Raw genomic sequence first — 19251 nt, 5'->3', positions numbered from 1 at the left:
TAGTGTGTGGGTTTGCCGCGCTTTTATCAGCATGTTATGAACGCGTCGGCAGGCCAACTTTTCGGCTATATGTACCCGTTTATGAGATCTAACTCAACCTTTTTCACTACAAAGATGTGACTTTTTACACGACAGGATTTTACATAAAAGAAACAAAAAGCCCAAAAAGAGAACGGCTTTTGCTTGATATGCATCAACGCAGGGAGCGGGTTACGCTCCCTGTTGAGAGGGGTTATGCCGCTTTTTTGGTGCGGCTGGCATAGAGATAGAAGAGAACCGAGCAGGTGGCGCAGAAGGTCATCGACCAGATCATTGGCCAGGCGGTGTTGAAGGTGGCCAGCGACAGCAGCGCGCCAACTATCGCCCCGATACCAAAACGGAAGGTGCCCGCCAGCGATGAGGCGGTGCCAGCCATATGCGGGAATTCGTCGAGGATCACCGCCATCGCGTTCGACGCCACCAGCGTGACGCAGCCGACAAACGCCGCCACACCCACCACCAGCGCCCAGAAGCCAACATCCAGCAGCGCGGTCACCACCATCCATAACGCCATCACAAACTGGATCCACAACCCGCTGCGGAACATATTCAGCGCGCCAACCCGGCGCACAAAGCGGCCGTTGATAATGGTCAGAATGAACAGGAAGACAATATTGAGTGCAAAGTAGTAGCCAAAATCCTGCGGCGAGACGTGGTTAATTTCGATATAGACAAACGGCCCGGCGCTGAGGAAGGAGAACATCCCGGCAAAGCTGAAGCCGCTGGCGAGCATATAGCTGAGCACGCGTTTGTGGCGAAACAGCGAGGCAAAGTTGCCAAGGGTGGTGCGGAAATGGAACTTATGCCGCTTCTCTACCGGCAGCGTTTCGCGGATGAAAAAGGCGATCATGCCTGATGCCAGCAGCGCCGCCAGCGCGAGGATCCAGAAGATGGCGTGCCAGTTGAACCATATCAGCACCGCGCCGCCAATCATCGGTGCCAGCAGCGGCGCAATGGTGGTCACCAGCATGACAAAGGACATCATGCGTGAGAACTCTTCGCGCGGGTAGATATCACGCATCAGGGCGTTAATCACCACGCTGGCTGCCGCGGCGGCGAGGCCGTGCAAAAAGCGCATAAAGATAAGCTGCTCGATACTCTGCGCTAGCGCGCAGGCCACCGCCGCCACGGCGAACACCAGCGTGCCGCCAAGGATCACCGGCTTGCGCCCGATGCTGTCTGCCATCGGTCCATAGAAGAGCTGGCCGATGGCAAAGCCGAGAATATAGCTGCTCAGGGTCATCTGCGCGCTGCCGGCCGGTACGCCGAACTGCCCGGCAATCACCGGCAAGGCGGGAAGATACATATCAATCGACAACGGCATCAGCATGGCCAACAGGCCAAGGATAAAGACAATACTCAGTGATGAGTGTGGCCTGCTGGTCACGGCAGCAATCTCCTGAAGTTAGCGGGTGAGCATGCCAACGCTGGCAATTTCATCCTCGGTAAGTGCGCGGTACTCACCCGGCGCCAGGTCGTCATCCAGACGGATGCCACCAATGCGTTCGCGATGCAGGCCGACCACGTGGTTGCCCACGGCGGCAAACATGCGCTTCACCTGATGATAGCGCCCTTCGCTGATCGTCAGGCGCACCTGCGTCGGCGTAATCACCTCCAGCACGGCGGGTTTGGTGAGATCTTTTTCATTATGCAGCTGGACGCCGTGAGCGAACTGCTCGGCGGTATCCTCTGCAACCGGCGACTCCAGCGTCACCAGATAAGTCTTTTCGCAGTGATGGCGCGGCGAGGTAATGCGGTGCGACCACTGGCCATCATCGGTCATCAGCACCAGACCGGTGGTGTCGATATCGAGACGCCCGGCGGCGTGAAGCTTGTGCGCGACCGGTTCGTCGAGGAAGTAGAGCACCGTCGGGTGATCGGGATCTTCGGTAGAACAGACGTACCCTTCCGGTTTATGCAACATAAAGTAGCGCGGGCCGGTCTGCTGAACGAGGGTATTGCCGTTATACTCAACCTCGTGTTCCGGTTGCAGTTTAAAGGCGGCATCGCGAACGATCTCGCCATTGACCGTAACACGGCTGCCGCGGATTTCGCGCCCGGAAATGGCGCGGCTGACGCCAAGCTGCTGAGCGATAAACTTATCAAGTCGCATGAAATTTTCTAGCCTGTATGGTGCTGAATGGGGGCAATGCGCCCACAAAAGAGATGAACAGCCTGAAGTATAACGAGCATCATAAACCGCTTAAAGCAAAGTTTCGTGGCATACTGTCTGCCGTCAATCTGTAACGCCGTTGAGACAATGACTTTTACGCTACGCCCCTACCAACGCGAAGCGGTGGATGCCACCCTCGCCCATTTTCGTCAACACGCTGAACCCGCAGTGATTGTGCTGCCAACCGGCGCCGGGAAAAGCCTGGTGATTGCCGAGCTGGCGCGGCTGGCACGTGGTCGCGTGCTGGTGCTGGCACATGTGAAAGAGCTGGTTGCGCAGAACCACGCCAAATATATCGCCCTTGGGCTGGATGCAGATATTTTTGCCGCCGGGCTGAAGCGCAAGCAGAGCCACGGCAAAGTGGTGTTTGGCAGCGTGCAGTCGGTGGCGCGCAACCTTGATCAGTTCCAGGGTGAGTTCTCCCTGCTGGTGGTGGATGAGTGCCATCGCATCAGCGATGACGACGACAGCCAGTATCAGCAAATTCTTTCCCATCTGAAGGAGGTGAATCCGCGCATTCGCCTGCTCGGCCTGACGGCAACCCCCTTCCGTCTTGGTAAAGGGTGGATTTACCGCTTTCACTATCACGGCATGGTACGCGGCGATGAAAAAGCGCTGTTCCGCGACTGTATTTATGAACTGCCGCTGCGCTATATGATTAAACACGGTTATCTGACGCCGCCGGAGCGGCTGGATATGCCGGTGGTGCAGTACGATTTCAGCCGCTTACAGACGCAGAGTAACGGCCTGTTCAGCGAAGCGGAGCTGAACCGCGAACTGAAGAAGCAGAAGCGCATTACGCCGCACATTGTCAGCCAGATTGTTGAGTTTGCGCAGACGCGCAAAGGGGCGATGATTTTTGCCGCCACGGTGGAGCACGCCCGCGAAATCACCGGCCTGCTGCCCGCGGACGACGCAGCGCTGATCACCGGCGAAACGCCCGGCCCGCAGCGTGATGCCTTAATTGAGGCTTTCAAACAGCAGCAGTTCCGCTTTCTGGTCAACGTCGCAGTGCTGACCACCGGCTTTGATGCACCGCATGTCGATCTGATTGCCATTTTGCGCCCGACGGAATCCGTCAGCCTCTATCAGCAAATTGTCGGTCGCGGCCTGCGCCTGGCTCCGGGGAAAACCGACTGCCTGATTCTGGATTACGCCGGTAACCCGCACGACCTCTACGCCCCGGAGATTGGCGCGCCGAAAGGCAAAAGCGATAACGTGCCGGTGCAGGTCTTCTGCCCGGGCTGCGGCTTCGCTAATACTTTCTGGGGTAAAACAACCGCTGACGGCACGCTGATTGAGCACTTTGGCCGCCGCTGCCAGGGCTGGTTTGAAGATGATGAAGGGCATCGCGAGCAGTGCGATTACCGTTTCCGCTTCAAAAACTGCCCGCACTGCAATGCGGAGAATGATATCGCCGCGCGCCGCTGCCGCAGCTGCGATGCGATTCTCGTCGACCCGGACGATATGCTGAAAGCCGCGCTGAAGTTGAAAGATGCGCTGGTGCTGCGCTGTAGTGGCATGACATTGCAGCACGGCGCGGATGAGAAAGGCGAATGGCTTAAAATCACCTATTACGATGAAGATGGCGCCGATGTCAGCGAGCGCTTTCGCCTGCAGACCCCGGCGCAGCGCACCGCCTTTGAGCAGCTCTTTATGCGCCCGCATACCCGCACGCCCGGCGTGCCGTTACGCTGGATTGCGGCGGCGGATATCGTCGCCCAGCAGGCGCTGCTGCGTCACCCCGATTTTGTCGTCGCACGTATGAAAGGGCAGTACTGGCAGGTGCGGGAAAAAGTGTTTGATTACGAAGGTCGCTTTCGCCGGGCGCATGAATTGCGCGGCTAAGCGCACTTTTGATTGCTGTATCAATCATTAGGGGATAGAATACCGCCCGCTTTTGCATCCGCAAAGCCGATCATCTGCCTGTTGCTGGGTCGCCTGTAACAGGATTTATTTAAGAGAGATTCAAATGTTTACTATTAACGCAGAAGTACGTAATGAGCAGGGTAAGGGTGCGAGCCGCCGCCTGCGCACCGCGAACAAGTTCCCGGCTATCGTCTACGGTGGAACTGAAGCGCCGGTTGCTATCGAACTGGATCACGACAAAGTGTGGAACATGCAGACTAAGCCTGGTTTCTACAGCGACGTTCTGACCCTGGCTCTCGATGGCAAAGAAGTTAAAGTTAAGATTCAGGCTGTTCAGCGTCACCCGTTCAAGCCGAAACTGACTCACATCGACTTCGTTCGCGCGTAATCGCTGACAAGTTGAAGAAAAAACCCCGCTCCGGCGGGGTTTTTTTATGGCCTATTTTCCGCCGCTCAGCCGACGCTGCAGCTGATCGCGCAGGTTCGGCGGCGTACCTTTGATGGTCAGCGTGTCTGTAGCCGGATCCCAGAAGATACGCTCGCCAAGCAGCAGCGCATCAAAATTGATGGTCAACCCGCCGCCGCTACCGGCATATTTGGTCAACTGCCGCAGGGTGCTGCGATCCGCCGGGAAGCTCTCTTCCAGCTCGTAGCCCTGGCCTGCGGTGAACTCTTCAAAGCTCACTTCGCTTACGCCCGCCAGCTCTTTTGAGAGCGACGCCAGCTCAATCTCCTCGCCCGCCTGCAACTGCTCGTTACAGTAGGTGTAGACCTGCTGACGAACAGTTTGACGCTCGGATTTATCAAGCTCTGCCTGGGCAGTAAAATCATCGACTGCCTGCAGCAGCCCACGGTTCTGCGCTTTCGCATTCAGCCCTTCGCTGGCGCCAAGGAAATCCATAAAGAAATCCGCGACCTTGCGCCCTACCCGCCCTTTCAGGAAGGTGAGGTAACGCGTTGACTCCGGGTTAGTTTCCCACTCGGTTAAGTCGACGCGCGCAACGATATCGGCGTGATTGATATCAAGATAATGCGTCGAGCTGATATCGAGGTTTTCATTGACGCGCATGCTGCTTAAGTTGTTCAGCACCGCCACTAACAGATACTCCACCGCCAGATAACGGTAGTGGCAAAACAGCACAATACCGCCGTCGGCAAAGGGGTATTTCGCCAGTTCATCACGTAAGCGCCCGGTCGCCGCGCGGCTGAAGGCGAGAAACTCCTCTTCGCCCTGACGTTGCAGACGCAGCGCCTGTGCCAGCTCGCTCTCTTCATTAAACAGGCCATAGGCTTTATTTTTTGCGCTATAGACCCGGTGCAGTTCCGCCACCATCTCTTCGACGGGCGGGGTGGGTTCGAGCAAAGAATCGCGCAGCACCAGCTCAAGGGTTTGCTCATCGCGCTTGATAAGCTGGTGCAGGGCAATCTGGTTGATGTCCAGACTCATGATAAACTCTCCTTTTTGACCGGCGGTATTCAACCACCACCAACGCCGCGGTGCAACTGCTGATAAAAAAGCAGAAAAAAAGCTCTTCCTACGGTAAGATGTTGCCCTTTCATGAACAGACTGATTTCGATTTATGCCACAAATCTCCCGCTACAGTGATGAACACGTTGAACAACTGCTCAGTGAGCTGGCCAACGTACTGGAAAAACACAAAGCACCGGCCGACCTCTCTTTGATGGTGCTGGGCAATATGGTGACCAACCTGATTAACAGCAGCGTCGCCCCCGCGCAGCGTCAGGCCATCGCGACATCTTTCGCAAAGGCACTGCAATCGTCCATTGGCGACGACAAAGCGCACTAAGGGAAATCACAACAGTTTATGGTGACTAATCGTCAACGCTACCGTGAAAAAGTCTCCCAGATGGTGAGCTGGGGGCACTGGTTTGCGCTGTTCAACATTTTGTTGTCCATCGTGCTCGGTAGCCGTTACCTGTTTGTTGCCGACTGGCCGACCACGCTTTCCGGGCGTATTTACTCCTGGCTGAGCCTGGTGGGCCACTTCAGCTTTGTGGTGTTTGCCACCTATCTGCTGATCCTCTTCCCGCTGACCTTTATTGTGATGTCGCAGCGGCTGATGCGCGTGCTCTCGGCGATCCTCGCCACCGCAGGCATGACGCTGCTGCTTATCGACAGCGAAGTCTTTACCCGTTTTCACCTGCACCTCAATCCGGTGGTCTGGGAACTGGTCATTAATCCCGATCAGAACGAGATGGCCCGCGACTGGCAGCTGATGTTTATCAGCGTGCCGGTCATTTTGCTGATTGAGATGCTGTTTGCGACGTGGAGCTGGCAGAAGCTGCGCAGCCTCACGCGCCGCCGCCACTTCGCCAAACCGGTGGCCGCCCTCTTTTTTGTCTCCTTTATTGCCACCCACGTGATGTATATCTGGGCGGACGCCAATTTCTATCGCCCGATCACCATGCAGCGCGCCAACCTGCCGCTCTCTTACCCGATGACCGCGCGCCGCTTCCTTGAAAAACATGGTCTGCTGGATGCGCAGGATTACCAGCGTCGCCTGGTGGAGCAAGGCAATCCGGAAGCGGTATCGGTGCAGTATCCGTTAAGCGATCTGCGCTATCTCGATATGGGCTCCGGGCAGAATGTGCTGCTGATTACCGTCGATGGGCTGAACTACGCCCGTTATGAAAAACAGATGCCGCAATTGGCGAGCTTTGCCGGGCAGAACGTTAAATTTACCCAGCATATGAGCGCCGGGAATAACGCGGATAATGGCTACTTCGGCCTCTTCTACGGTATTTCGCCAAGCTATATGGATGGCGTAATGTCGTCACGCATTCCGCCCGCGCTGATCACCGCACTGAATCATCAGGGTTATCAGCTGGGTCTCTTCTCGTCAGATGGCTTCAGCAGCCCGCTCAATCGCCAGGCGCTGCTGTCAGATTTCTCGCTGCCGCCGGCGAAAAGCCAGAGTGATGCGCAGACGGCCGATCAGTGGATCAAATGGCTGTCCCATGATGCGCAGGACGATACCCGCTGGTTCTCATGGGTCTCCTTTAACGGTACCGCGACGTTTGACATCGACACACCGGGCTTTGCACGTAAGTACACCCGCGCTGCCGCCGATGTCGATGCGCAGATTGCCCGCGTGCTGGATGCGCTGCGCGCCTCCGGCAAAATGGACAACACGGTAGTGGTGATCACCGCTGGTCGCGGCATCCCGGCCGATCAGCAGGACACGACCTTCGACTGGTCGCGCAGCCGCCTGCATGTGCCGCTGGTCGTACACTGGCCGGGCACGCCGGCGCAGCGTATTACCAGGCTGACGGATCATCAGGATGTGATGACCACTCTGATGCAGCGTCTGCTGCATGTCAGCACGCCGGCTAATGAGTATTCGCAGGGTCAGGATCTCTTTACCGCCACGCGCCGCCACAACTGGGTGACCGCCGCTAACAGCAATACGCTGGCGATTACCACGCCGCAGATGACGCTGGTGCTCGATCAGAACGGCAACTATAAGTCCTGGGATGCGCAGGGCGAGAAGATCCGCGATCAGAAACCGCAGCTCAGTTTACTGCTGCAGGTGCTGACCGATGAAAAACGGTTTATCGCTAACTGATTGATTATTTATGAATCACTCAGCCTGCCCTGTACTTGCAATCAGGCAAGAAACGGGTAGTATTAGCGCCACATGTCGGCACGTAGCGCAGCCTGGTAGCGCACTGTCATGGGGTGTCAGGGGTCGGAGGTTCAAATCCTCTCGTGCCGACCAAAATTCCCCACCGCCTTGCCTGCTTCATTCCGGCAAGACGAGAAAAAACAGCAAGTTATTTTAACTTGCTGTTTTTTTTTGCCCGCCAAAACCCCTTCTATTCCGGTAAACGGGTAAGCAATTCGTAATCAGGATGTTAACATAGAGACAAATTCATGCCTGTTATGATGAGTGAAACCTATGTCCGACTTAAACCGTCCACAACTCCAGCTGCCCAACGGTGCCGATAAACTGCTGCTCCACTCCTGCTGCGCGCCCTGCTCGGGTGAAGTGATGGAAGCGATCCAGGCTTCCGGTATCGACTACACCATCTTCTTCTATAACCCGAACATTCATCCGCAAAAAGAGTATGAACTGCGCAAAGAGGAGAATATCCGCTTTGCTGAGAAGCACGGCGTGCCCTTTGTCGATGCGGATTACGATACCGACAACTGGTTCGAGCGGGCGAAAGGGATGGAGTGGGAGCCTGAGCGCGGCGTGCGCTGCACAATGTGTTTTGATATGCGCTTTGAGCGCACGGCGCTCTATGCCCATGAGCACGGCTTCAAAGCCATCAGCAGTTCGCTGGGCATCTCTCGCTGGAAAAATATGCAGCAAATCAATGACTGCGGCCAGCGCGCGGCGGGGCACTACCCGGAGATGGTTTACTGGGATTACAACTGGCGCAAACAGGGCGGCTCGGCAAGGATGATTGAGATCAGCAAACGGGAGCGCTTCTACCAGCAGGAGTACTGCGGCTGCGTCTACTCCCTGCGCGACAGCAACCTGCACCGTAAATCCCAGGGCCGACCGCTGATTAAAATCGGTAAGCTCTATTACGGTGATGAGCAGGAATAGAGATGAACAATCCCGGCCATCTGACCGGGATTGTTTGCATTACAGCGCGATATCCGCAACCTGCTCATCGTCGTGATGCGGTTGCGTCACCGGCTTCTGCACCGGCGGGGTAATGTCCGCCACCATCGATTCGTCGCACTTCAGACCGAGGATTTCGCTGGTGTAGCGCAGCTCGGCGTCGGCGGCTTCGATATTGCCATTCAGTTCGGTACCGAACGAGGGAATAATCTCCCGCAGCTTAGTTTGCCAGGCCTCTGAAGCGAAGCGCTCGGTAAACACTTTCTCCATCAGCTCGAGCATGATCGGTGCTGCGGTTGAGGCACCCGGCGACGCGCCAAGCAGCGCGGCAATGGTGCCCTCTTTGTCGCTGACCACTTCGGTGCCCAGACGCAGCACGCCGCCTTTCCCGGCTTCGCGTTTGATAATCTGCACCCGCTGCCCTGCCTGCCACAAGCGCCAGTCCTCTTTTTGCGCCAGCGGATAGTATTCACGCAGCGCATCAAAGCGGTCATCCTCGTTTTGCAGCACCTGGTTTACCAGGTATTTCACCAGGCTGAAGTTGGTCATTCCGACCGTCAGCATCGGCAAAATATTGGATGAGTTGGTTGAGCGCAGCAGATCCCACAGCGATCCGTTTTTCAAAAAACGCGTCGAGAAGGTGGCGAATGGCCCGAAGAGCAGCACGCGTTTGCCATCAATTATGCGCGTATCGATATGCGGCACCGACATTGGCGGCGCGCCAACGGTCGCCTGACCGTAGACTTTTGCCAGATGGTGATTCACCACCGCCGGGTCTTCCGCCACCAGGAACTGGCCGCCTACCGGGAAGCCAGCGTAATCGGCCGCTTCCGGAATGCCGGATTGCTGTAACAGCTTCAGCGCTGCGCCACCGGCACCGATAAAGATAAATTTCGCTTTGATCACCTGCTCAGCGCCGCTGTTCAGGTTATGCAGCGTCACGCTCCAGCTCTGGTCAGCATTACGCTTTAAGCCGCGCACTTCGGTCGCCAGTTGCAGGGCGAAGTTCGCCTTCTTCTGCAGCGAGCCAATCATCTGGCGCGTCAGCTCGCCAAAGTTAACATCAGTGCCAATCTCTGTGCGGGTAGCGGCAATTTTTTGCGTGGCATCGCGCCCTTCCATCACCAGCGGTGCCCACTGTTTGATCTGCTCAGGGTCTTCGGAGTAGCGCATGCCGCGAAACAGGGAGCACTGCTGCAACGCTTTATAGCGCGCGCGCAGGAAGTTGACGTTGTCGTCGCCCCAGACGAGGCTCATATGCGGCACGGTATTGATAAAGGAGCGCGGGTCGCGCAGCACACCGCTTTTTACCTGGTGCGCCCAGAACTGGCGAGAGATGCGAAACGCTTCGTTGATCTCAATCGCTTTTTTAATGCTGACAGAGCCGTCCGCGCTGCGGGGGGTGTAGTTGAGTTCCATCAGGGCAGCATGCCCGGTACCGGCGTTGTTCCAGCCGTTTGAACTCTCTTGCGCCAGGGCGTCGAGACGCTCCACCATCGTAATTGACCAGTCCGGTTCAAGATCCGAAAGCCAGGTTCCCAACGTGGCACTCATGATCCCACCACCGATTAAAAGCACATCTGTTTCCTGCTCTTTCGATGCGGACGCATCTGCTGCTTTTGAGACAGCATTAAGCCCGACAGCCATCGAAAACAGCCTGGCAGTCATTCTTTTCATGATGATATTGCCTTACTTTTAGTGCTGCTTTATTCGCATTTATAGAGGGTTAAGTCGTTAGCTCGTCTAACGTAGCACTTAAAAGTCGAGATTTAAATAATGTTTAAACATTAAATAATAATTATATAAATGTTACTAATAAGTTGCTTTTATGCATTAGTTTTAACAATAATTGTTGCCCGCCTGACGCGTAAATCTGCTATTATCCTGCGCTTTGCCAAACGCATGGATGCCGTTTGCCTCTGCTTCTATGGCACTCTCCACTTGCGGAATGTTATGACCGACAACACTACCCCCTCCTCTTCTCAGGTAAGCGCCGTACTGCGCTCGCCGAAGCTGTTTACACGTGAAATTTTAGCCGGTGTGATCACTGCGCTGGCGCTGATCCCGGAAGTGATCTCCTTCTCGGTGATTGCTGGTGTTGACCCGAAAGTGAGCCTGATCGCCTCAGTGGTGCTCTGCTTCGCGATGTCCATTCTCGGCGGTCGCCCGGCGATGGTAACGGCAGCTGCCGGGTCAGTCGCGCTGGTTATCGGTCCAATGGTCAACCAGAACGGTGTGGAATACATTTTGCCTGCGGTATTACTGGCGGGCGTGATCCAGATAATCTTTGGCCTGACCGGTATGGCGCGCCTGATGCGCTTTATTCCCCATGCGGTGATGACCGGGTTTGTTAACGCCCTCGGTATTCTGATCTTCTTTGCCCAGGTGCCCCACTTCTGGAGCAAAAATCCGCTTATTCTGGCGCTCTTCGCCCTGACGCTGCTGATTGTGCTGTGGCTGCCGCGCTGGCTGAAAAGCGTTCCCGCGCCGCTGGTGGCGATTGTCGTGCTTACCGCCTATACCATCTTCAGCGGTCAGCTATTACCGACCGTCGGCGATGAAGGCCCGATGCAGGGCGGCCTGCCGGGGTTGACCGAATGGCTGGTGCCGTTTGATTTGCATACGCTGAGTATTATCTGGCCCTGCGCGCTGAGCATCGCCTTTGTCGGGCTGATGGAGTCGCTGCTGACCGCCAAACTGGTTGATGACTTAACCCATACGCCGTCGAATAAAGGGCGCGAAAGTACCGGGCTTGGCATCGCCAATATCCTTGCCGGTTTCTACGGCGGCATTGCTGGCTGCGCGATGATTGGTCAAACCATCGTTAACGTTGAGATGGGCAAAGGCCGCACGCGCCTCTCAACCGTTGCCGCCGCGCTGGTGTTGTTGCTGCTGGTTACGGCGTTAAGCGAGGTGATGGCGAAAATCCCGATGGTGGTGCTGGCCGGGATTATGGCGATTGTCGCCTTCAAGACCTTTAACTGGGGAAGCCTCAAGCCTGGCACCCTGAAGCAGGCGCCTTTCATCGAGAGCGTGGTGATGGTGATAACGGTGATTGCCACCGTCAGCACCGGCAACCTGGCGATTGGCGTGGTTGCCGGAGTGGTGACGCTGACGATAACGCCGGCGAAGTGGCGGGAAAAGTCGCTGTTTACAGCAAAAACAGCGTCGCCAGACCAAGAAAAATAAAGAAGCCGCCGGTGTCGGTAATGGCGGTGATCATCACGCTGGAGCCGACCGCCGGGTCGCGCCCCAGCCGGATCATCAGCATCGGGATCAGCACACCCATTAATGCCGCCATCAGCAGGTTAAGCACCATCGCCAACATCATCACGCCGCCCAGCGCCGGGTCGCCATACAGCCACCAGGTGATGCAGCCCATTAAGCCGCCCCACACCACGCCATTGATTAATGCCACGCCCATTTCGCGCAGAATAAGAAACGAGAAGTTGCCCGGCTGAATGTTTTGCAGCGCCAGCGCACGCACAATCATGGTGATGGTCTGATTACCGGTGTTACCGCCAATACCGGCGACAATCGGCATCAACGAGGCCAGCGCCACCAGCTGCGAGATGGTGTGTTCAAAACCGTCAATCACCCGCGAGGCAATAAAGGCGGTGCAGAGGTTAAGCGCCAGCCACGCCCAGCGTGACTTTACCGCTTTGGTGACGGGGGCAAACACATCCTCTTCGGTACTCAGGCCGCCCATCTGGCGCATATCGTTATCGGTCTCTTCATAGACCACGTCGAGGATCTCATCGACGGTCAGCCGCCCCATCAGAATGCCGTTCTCGTCCACCACAGCTGCGCTGAGCAGGTTGTCACGCTCAAAGGTGCGCGCGACACGCTCCGCCTCCTCTTCCGGCAGGAAGGTGACGGGATCGCTCTCCATCACCTCGCCCACTTCACGACTGGTGGCATTAAGCAGCAGAGTTTGCAGCGTCAGCTCGCCAACAAGGCGGTTATCGCGATCGACCACAAACAGCTTGTCGGTGTTTTCCGGCATCTTTCCCAGACGGCGTAAATAGCGTTGAACGGCGGCCAGCGTCACCTCGGCGCGGATGGTGATCACCTCAAACTCCATGATCGCGCCGACGCAGTTTTTGCCATAGCGCATCACCTGGCGCACCCGCGCGCGCTCTTTCGGCGGCAGCGTCGCCATCATGCGCCCGGTCAGGTTGCGCGGCAGGTGCTGCACCAGGTAGATCTGCTCATCGATATTGAGGGTTTCCAGCGCATCCAGCAGCGCGCGGTCGCTCATCTCATCAATCAGATCGTCCCAGACATTTTCCGAGGCTTCGAGCAGCACTTTGCCGCGCTTGTCATCTTCAATCACCCGCCACAGCGCATGGCGTTCAACCACCGGCAGCGCTTCGAGGGTATCGGCCAGATCCGGCGGCGGCAGGTGTGCGGCGAGGGCGCGGACTTCGAGCAGGTGCTGATCGAGCACTTCACTGTTCACCTGCTCTACCAGCGTGATTTCGCCCAACAGCGTGGCGGTCAGGGCTTTATGAGTGGTGAGCAACCAGATAAGGCGCGCGCGCTCTTCTTCGCGCAGTTTGACACTGTTCTTTTTAATAACCGGCATGACAATCCTGAATCGAAAGCGCCCTCTCATCCGGGCGGAATAGCCTTAAGCATAGCGCCAGGTGCTAAAAAAAGGCTCAACGGTGCGGTTGTTTGGATAAAAAAACGGCAACGCTCCCCGGTTCAGCAGGGAGCGTTGTTGTTACGCAGTGCGGGAAACGGCGTCGCGAGAGGCGAGCTGACGCTCTTCACCTTCCAGCTCGCTTAAGTGGCCATTGCGCATCTCCAGCAGGCGATCGGCGTGAACAAAGTAGTGATCGTCATGGCTGATGGCGAAGATGGTTTTACCCATCTGCTGCATCAGCGGCAACAGCACCTGGTAGAAGTCGCGCCTGAAGTGCGGATCCTGATCTGCCGCCCACTCATCCAGCAGCAGGATATCGCGCTCTTCCGCCAGCGCCAGCAGCAGCGCGACGCGCTTCTTCTGCCCCTTCGACAGCTTCAGGTTGAGGATTTTGCCGTTTTCCAGTTCCAGCTTGTGCGACATCTTTAACTGCTCCAGCCACTTCGCCACCAGCGCCGGATCGGCCTGCTGCCCTTCGGGGCCAAGCAGTTCGTCAAACAGCCAGACATCGGTAAACACCGCCGAGAAGAGCTTGCGGTAATCTTCCGGTTTATCCTGCGCCATCGGTTTGCCATCGAGCAGGATCTCGCCGGAGAGCGGCTGATAGAGGCCGGTCAGCAGCATCGCCAGCGTCGATTTCCCGCTGCCGTTACCGCCAATCAGAAACACCAGTTCGCCGCGCGTGAGGGTCATATTGATTGGCCCGATGGCAAAGTCATTATCCTGATATTTAAAGGTGACATTGCGCAGCTCAAGGGTTTGCCAGCCGGGGAAGGCCTGCGGGCGCGGAAACTCCGGGCGGTATGGTGCCAGCGCGAACTGCTTGAGTTTGCGAAACGCCACCTGGGCGGTGAGCAGCGTTGGCAGCGCGCCCACGGCGGAGAGTAGCGGCGTGCGCAAAAAAAGCAGCGTCAACGAGTAGGTCGCCGCGACATTGGTATTCGCCCAGCCCAGCCCGTTCGCCATCCAGAACACCAGGCCAATCGCGCCCAGCATCATGATGTTCGACCAGTTCACCGCGCTCAGATGGAAGGTATCGGCGCGGATAATATGGTGGCGGTATTCGCGCGCATCCGGCAGGTACATCTTTTCAAACACATGCTCGGCGCGCTCGCGGTTGAGCGTAAGCTCTTTGCGCCCTTCAAGCACCGTCTGGAAATCGGCATACAGCTTATCTTCCGTCTCGCGCAGGGTCGCCATATGTCTATAGACACGCGACACCAGCATAAACCCGCCCCAGATGGTCAGCGCCATCCAGATAACGGTGATCAGCAACATCTTGCCGGAAAGCATGGCGAGATAGAGGCAGGAGCCGACGGTGAGGATAATCCCCTGCACCAGTTCCGGCAGGCGCACAAAGGCGATGGTGATATTACGCACATCGCTGGTCAGCCCGGCCAGCAGCGAGGCGCTGCCCAGCTGTTCGATGCGCTCGATCGGCGTATCCAGAAGACGCTTGATAAATTCGCTACGCAGGCGGTAGACAAAGTGGTGACCCAGTGTTGTCAGCGCCAGCTGCGAGCCGAGAGTGACGGCCATTAACAACAACAGCAGGCCAAGGAACTCCGGCAGCACGGCAACAGAGAGATCGACAGATTCAATCAGGCGCTGGTTAATAAAGGCAATAAGGCCGATGCCCATTGCCGCGCTGGCAAGCGACAGCGCCAGTACTGCCACAAACGGCCAGCGATACTGCCGCCAGACAAGAAGGAGAAGTTCCATAAGCGTATCCGGTCAATAAAAACAGCCAGCAGTTTAAACGGCTACCTGTTTTCATCAAGAATAATTCTTATTTTTGTTCGCTATTGCCTGCCTGGCGAAAAGTGAGGTTATAGCGACACTCGCCGGTCAGGGGATGGTAGCCCGGCTTCAGTGGCGCAATGCCGTGATAAAAGAGGCGCGACTCCCCGCCCCACACCACCACATCGCCATGCTCCAGCAGCAGCCGCTGCAACGGATCGCTGCGTTTCAGCCCGCCGAACTGGAAGACTGCCGGCAGACCGAGCGAAACAGAGACAATCGGCGCACGCAGATCCGGCTCGTCCTTATCCTGATGCAGCGAAAGTTTGGCTCCCGGCGCATAACGGTTGATAAGGCAGGCATCCGGGCGGAAGTCGTGGTAGCCGGCAGCGGCGCTTGCCGCGTTGTAGAGCGTCACAAAGGCCTGCGGCATGGCGGGCCATGGGCGCTGCGTCTGCGGATCGGCGGCATCGTAAAGATAGCCGCGCTTGTCCGTCGTCCAGCCAAGCTGCCCACAGTTGGTCATGGCAACGGACATGGTGTAACCGCCGGGCGTCACCATATGGCGCAGCGGTGCAACGCTGACCACATCGGCGATACCGCGCATCAGCGCCTCGCTGTGCGCAAGGGCAAAGCGGCGCAGTACCACGGCGCCCGGCGCCAGCGGCTCCTGCCACGGTTGTTCATCGGCAAACAGATCGAGCATCAGGTCTCCTGTTGATTAGCTTCGCGCGCCAGTAACTGCGCTTTGCGCTCGGCTCCCCAGCGGTAGCCGGAGAGTGCCCCGCTCTGGCGCACCACGCGATGGCAGGGAACAATAACCGCCAGCTTATTCGCCCCACAGGCGCTGGCGACGGCTCTGACCGCGCCGGGCTTGCCAATACTCTGCGCCAGTGCCTGGTAGCTGACCCTCTCCCCTGCCGGGATCTGGCGCAGCGCTTGCCACACCTGCAGCTGAAACGCGGTGCCGCGTAAATCGAGCGGCAGGGTAAAGGGCGAATCGGGTCTCTCTACATGCGCAATCACCTGCTGCACGCGCGCAGTAAATTGTGGATCATCTTCTGCCTGGCGGGCATGCGGAAACAGGTTGCTGAGTTGCGCCAGTAATGCGTCATCACTCTGGGCCAAGAGCACGGCGCAGATCCCGCGTTCGCTCTCCGCCACCAGGCAGCGGCCCAGCGTACAGTTTGTCAGGGTAAACCAGACCGGGCAGTACGAGCCGCCGCGGCGAAAGGCGCGCGCGGTCATGCCAAGCGCCGCATCCGCGTTTCGATAGTAGCTGCTGCTGTCCGGGAATCCGGCTGCCAGCACCGCATCGGTAATGGTCTCGCTGTTCGCCAGTGTTTCGCGTAAGCGCCGGGCGCGAAACGCCTGCTGCCACGCTTTTGGCGTCACGCCGGTCACCGCTTTAAACAGACGGTGGAAATGATAAGGGCTCATGGCAACCGCCGCGGCAAGTTCTGCCAGCGTCACGGGTTGATCCTGCTCCAGCAAACGGCACGCGGCGGCGACCTTCTCCAGCCGCTGCTGCTGCGGATGTGTTTTATCCGGCTGGCAGCGTTTGCAGGGACGAAAACCCGCCTCCAGCGCACTGGCGACATCTTTATAGAAGCGCACATTCTGGCGCAGGGCGCGCCGCGCTGTGCAGGAGGGGCGGCAAAAAATCGCCGTGGTCAGCACGGCAAAGACAAACTGACCGTCGGCGTTTGGGTCGCGCGCCAGCACCGCCTGCCAGCATTGATCATCGGTTAACATCGCATTGTTCATCGCAGGCTCCTTATCTAAGCTTAGCCTTACTGTGGCGGTTAGCGCGCGCGCAAACACCCGCAATCTTGCGCTTTAATTTTTATCCTTCACCAGGAAGGCGGAGAACTGCGGCGACATCCAGGTCGTGAAGCCATCCCCCTCCTTCATGATCATCATCACCGCCAGCCCTTCGCGCCTCACTACCTCTTTCGCCCGCTCGGTGCCGAGCACCATCAGGCCCGTATCCCAGGCATCCGCTTCCAGCGCGGTCGGCGAGATCACCGTCACCGACACCAGTTTGTGATCGATTGGTCGCCCGCTGCGCGGATCGATGACGTGAGAGATGCGTTTACCGTCCAGCTCATAGTAGTTGCGATAGCTGCCGGAGGTGCTGATGCCGTGACCATTAATATCGACCACCGCCTCGACGGCGTTTTCGCGATCCGTTGGCTTCTGTACCGCCACACGCCACGGCAGCCCTTTACCATTCATCCCGCGGCTGACCAGGGCGCCGCCGACGGAGACCAGATAGCGGCCAATCCCCTCTCGTTCCATTAAGTGCGACAGATGATCGGCGGCGTAACCTTCGCCAACCGTCGAGAGATCGACATAGAGATCGGGCAGATCTTTTTGCAGGAACTGTTCACCGGCGCGATTGATTACCGTGAGATGTTGCAGCCCGGTACGCGCTTTCGCCGCGTCGATCTGCGCCTGCGTTGGCGTCTTGACCGGCTGCTGATCGGGGCCAAAACCCCATAAATTCACCAGCGGTCCAACGGTAATATCCATCACGCCATCGGTTTTTTCCCCGACGCGCAGCGAGGTGGTGACAATATCCGCCATCGCTTCGCTGACCGGCCACGGCGCGGTGCTGCTGCTGCGGTTAAAGCGCATCAGCGCTGAATCTTTTTTCCATGTCGACATCAGCCAGTCGTCGCCATCAAGCTGCGCCTGGATTTTCTTTTGTAGTGCTGCCGCCTGCTGCGGCGTGATATCTACCACGCTGACGCGCCAGGAGGTGCCCATGGTTTTACCTTCAAGCACCGTCGGTGTGGCCTGGCTTGCCGTGTCGCAGCCGGCTAACAGAAAAAGTGCCGCCATCAGCGCGGCACGAAGAGAAGCGATCGCCATAGTTGTTATCTCCTTGCTGGCGCAAGCGTACACGAAAAAGGGATTTGCCCGAAACAGGCAATAAAAAAGGGGCCTTGCGGCCCCTACAATACGCGTTGTTGCAGACTTAGAACTGGTAAACCAGGCCCAGGCCAACGATGTCGTCGGTAGCAATACCGGCCGCGCGGGTAAAGGTGTTGTCGTCCAGCAGGTTGATTTTGTAATCAACATAGGTGGACATGTTTTTGTTGAAGTAGTAAGTCGCGCCAACATCAACATATTTCACCAGATCCTGGTCGCCGAAGTTAGCAGTACCGGTGTTGTTGGTGATGTCCTTACCTTTGGACTGCAGGTAAGCGATGGACGGACGCAGACCGAAGTCGAACTGGTACTGTGCAACCACTTCGAAGTTCTGCGCTTTGTTGGCAAAGCCGAAAGCAGAGCTTGGGGTACGGCCGTTAGAGGTACCGAAACGGGTCGCGTTGTAAGTCTGAGAGTACTGTGCTGCCAGGTAAACGTTGTTGGCATCGTATTTCAGGCCGCCGCTGTAAACTTCAGCACGGTCGCCGTCACCGTACAGGTTCGCATTGATGCTGTTCTGATCGGCAGTACGTTTAGAGGAGGACATTGCGCCACCAACGCTGAAGCCTTCGCCCAGATCGTAGGTCAGAGACGCGCCGTAACCGTCACCGTTCTGGTCCAGCAGGCTACGGCCATTGGTGTTTTCACCGCTGACGCTGCCATTTTTACCCTGGTACTGCAGAGCAAAGTTCAGGCCATCAACCAGACCGAAGAAGTCGGTGTTACGGTAAGTTGCTACACCGTTGGCACGAGACTGCATGAAGTTATCTGCGCCATAGGTGTCGCCGCCGAACTCCGGCAGGACGTCGGTCCAGGAGGTCACGTCATAGATGATGCCGTAGTTACGACCGTAGTCGAACGAACCGGTGTTAGCTACGCGGATACCTGCGAAGGCCAGACGGGTCCATGCCTGATCGCTCTCATTTTCTGAGCTGTTCGCCTGAACGTTGTATTCCCACTGACCGTAGCCGGTTACCTGGTCGTTAACCTGGGTTTCGCCCTTGAAGCCAAAACGTACATAGCTCTTATCGCCATCGGAGCCGTTGTCGTCAGAAAAATAGTGCAGGCCGTCTACTTTACCGTAGAGATCTAATTTGTTGCCGTCTTTATTATAAACTTCAGCCGCATTTGCTGCGCCCGCTACCAGCAGAGCCGGTACCAGGAGGGACAGAACTTTAACTTTCATTTTATTAACCCTCTGTTATATGCATTTTTATTGCCACTGCATGCTGATTAACCCTCAAATC

16 protein-coding genes and 1 tRNA gene are annotated in these 19251 nt (G+C 57.1%); 7 read left to right on the top strand and 10 right to left on the bottom strand.

Annotation, left to right across the window (positions count from 1 at the left end; all coding sequences use genetic code 11):
• Nucleotides 1–232: 232 nt before the first annotated feature.
• On the bottom strand, nt 233–1426 hold the full coding sequence (locus tag SOM48_RS05580) for a Bcr/CflA family multidrug efflux MFS transporter (RefSeq protein ID WP_320511582.1): 1194 nt from the start codon (nt 1424–1426) through the stop codon (nt 233–235).
• Between the two features lie 18 nt (nt 1427–1444).
• On the bottom strand, nt 1445–2152 hold the full coding sequence (gene rsuA, locus SOM48_RS05575) for a 16S rRNA pseudouridine(516) synthase RsuA (protein ID WP_094421092.1): 708 nt from the start codon (nt 2150–2152) through the stop codon (nt 1445–1447).
• A 147-nt stretch (nt 2153–2299) separates the two neighbouring features.
• Here rsuA and radD point away from each other — a divergent pair, with 147 nt between their 5' ends.
• Both radD and rplY read left to right on the top strand, forming a co-directional pair.
• Nucleotides 2300–4060, top strand: a complete 1761-nt coding sequence (gene radD / locus SOM48_RS05570; RefSeq protein WP_312479612.1) for a DNA repair helicase RadD — start codon at nt 2300–2302, stop codon at nt 4058–4060.
• 124 nt (nt 4061–4184) lie between these two features.
• On the top strand, nt 4185–4469 hold the full coding sequence (gene rplY / locus SOM48_RS05565; RefSeq protein ID WP_054803364.1) for a 50S ribosomal protein L25: 285 nt from the start codon (nt 4185–4187) through the stop codon (nt 4467–4469).
• Between the two features lie 51 nt (nt 4470–4520).
• Here rplY and yejK read toward each other — a convergent pair whose 3' ends face one another.
• Nucleotides 4521–5528, bottom strand: a complete 1008-nt coding sequence (gene yejK, locus SOM48_RS05560; RefSeq protein ID WP_076770174.1) for a nucleoid-associated protein YejK — start codon at nt 5526–5528, stop codon at nt 4521–4523.
• A gap of 133 nt (nt 5529–5661) precedes the next feature.
• Between yejK and SOM48_RS05555 the strand changes: the two genes are divergently transcribed.
• From SOM48_RS05555 to SOM48_RS05540, 4 genes are all read left to right on the top strand, one after another.
• Complete coding sequence (locus tag SOM48_RS05555) at nt 5662–5889, top strand: YejL family protein (RefSeq protein ID WP_023479697.1); 228 nt, start codon at nt 5662–5664, stop codon at nt 5887–5889.
• Nucleotides 5890–5907: 18 nt separating this feature from the next.
• Nucleotides 5908–7668: an LPS biosynthesis-modulating metalloenzyme YejM gene (gene yejM, locus SOM48_RS05550; protein WP_313161777.1), complete on the top strand. Its 1761-nt coding sequence runs from the start codon at nt 5908–5910 to the stop codon at nt 7666–7668.
• A 76-nt stretch (nt 7669–7744) separates the two neighbouring features.
• A tRNA-Pro gene (locus SOM48_RS05545) sits at nt 7745–7821 on the top strand.
• A gap of 180 nt (nt 7822–8001) precedes the next feature.
• On the top strand, nt 8002–8658 hold the full coding sequence (locus SOM48_RS05540; protein WP_094421191.1) for an epoxyqueuosine reductase QueH: 657 nt from the start codon (nt 8002–8004) through the stop codon (nt 8656–8658).
• A gap of 39 nt (nt 8659–8697) precedes the next feature.
• Here the strand turns inward: SOM48_RS05540 and mqo are convergent, their stop codons facing one another.
• Nucleotides 8698–10353 (bottom strand): malate dehydrogenase (quinone), encoded by a 1656-nt coding sequence (gene mqo, locus SOM48_RS05535; protein WP_076770176.1) that lies wholly within the window; start codon nt 10351–10353, stop codon nt 8698–8700.
• A gap of 276 nt (nt 10354–10629) precedes the next feature.
• On the opposite strand from mqo, the gene SOM48_RS05530 reads away from it, so the two are divergent.
• On the top strand, nt 10630–11865 hold the full coding sequence (locus SOM48_RS05530; RefSeq protein WP_320511581.1) for a SulP family inorganic anion transporter: 1236 nt from the start codon (nt 10630–10632) through the stop codon (nt 11863–11865).
• Here the strand turns inward: SOM48_RS05530 and mgtE are convergent.
• The 6 genes from mgtE to SOM48_RS05500 form a co-directional block, all read right to left on the bottom strand.
• Nucleotides 11828–13264 carry a magnesium transporter gene (gene mgtE, locus SOM48_RS05525; protein WP_023479683.1) on the bottom strand — a complete coding sequence of 479 codons (1437 nt, stop codon included), beginning with the start codon at nt 13262–13264 and terminating at the stop codon, nt 11828–11830. The two genes, SOM48_RS05530 and mgtE, sit on opposite strands and share 38 nt — an antisense overlap.
• A 141-nt stretch (nt 13265–13405) precedes the next feature.
• Complete coding sequence (locus SOM48_RS05520; protein ID WP_320511580.1) at nt 13406–15049, bottom strand: multidrug ABC transporter permease/ATP-binding protein; 1644 nt, start codon at nt 15047–15049, stop codon at nt 13406–13408.
• 67 nt (nt 15050–15116) lie between these two features.
• Entirely contained in the window at nt 15117–15773 is a 657-nt protein-coding gene (gene alkB, locus SOM48_RS05515) for a DNA oxidative demethylase AlkB (RefSeq protein ID WP_320511579.1), read from the bottom strand.
• Nucleotides 15773–16834, bottom strand: a complete 1062-nt coding sequence (gene ada / locus SOM48_RS05510; protein WP_320511578.1) for a bifunctional DNA-binding transcriptional regulator/O6-methylguanine-DNA methyltransferase Ada — start codon at nt 16832–16834, stop codon at nt 15773–15775. The genes alkB and ada overlap by 1 nt, the downstream gene beginning before the upstream one ends.
• Nucleotides 16835–16906: 72 nt before the next feature.
• Nucleotides 16907–17944, bottom strand: coding sequence for an FAD:protein FMN transferase ApbE (apbE, locus tag SOM48_RS05505; protein WP_320511577.1), 1038 nt, complete (start codon nt 17942–17944; stop codon nt 16907–16909).
• Nucleotides 17945–18050: 106 nt separating this feature from the next.
• Nucleotides 18051–19190: a porin OmpC gene (locus SOM48_RS05500; RefSeq protein WP_076770180.1), complete on the bottom strand. Its 1140-nt coding sequence runs from the start codon at nt 19188–19190 to the stop codon at nt 18051–18053.
• Nucleotides 19191–19251: the final 61 nt, after the last annotated feature.

It is taken from the genome of Kosakonia sp. CFBP8986 (genome assembly GCF_034044935.1).
Lineage (GTDB): Bacteria > Pseudomonadota > Gammaproteobacteria > Enterobacterales > Enterobacteriaceae > Kosakonia > Kosakonia cowanii.
This window is presented reverse-complemented; position numbering and strand designations above follow the sequence as displayed.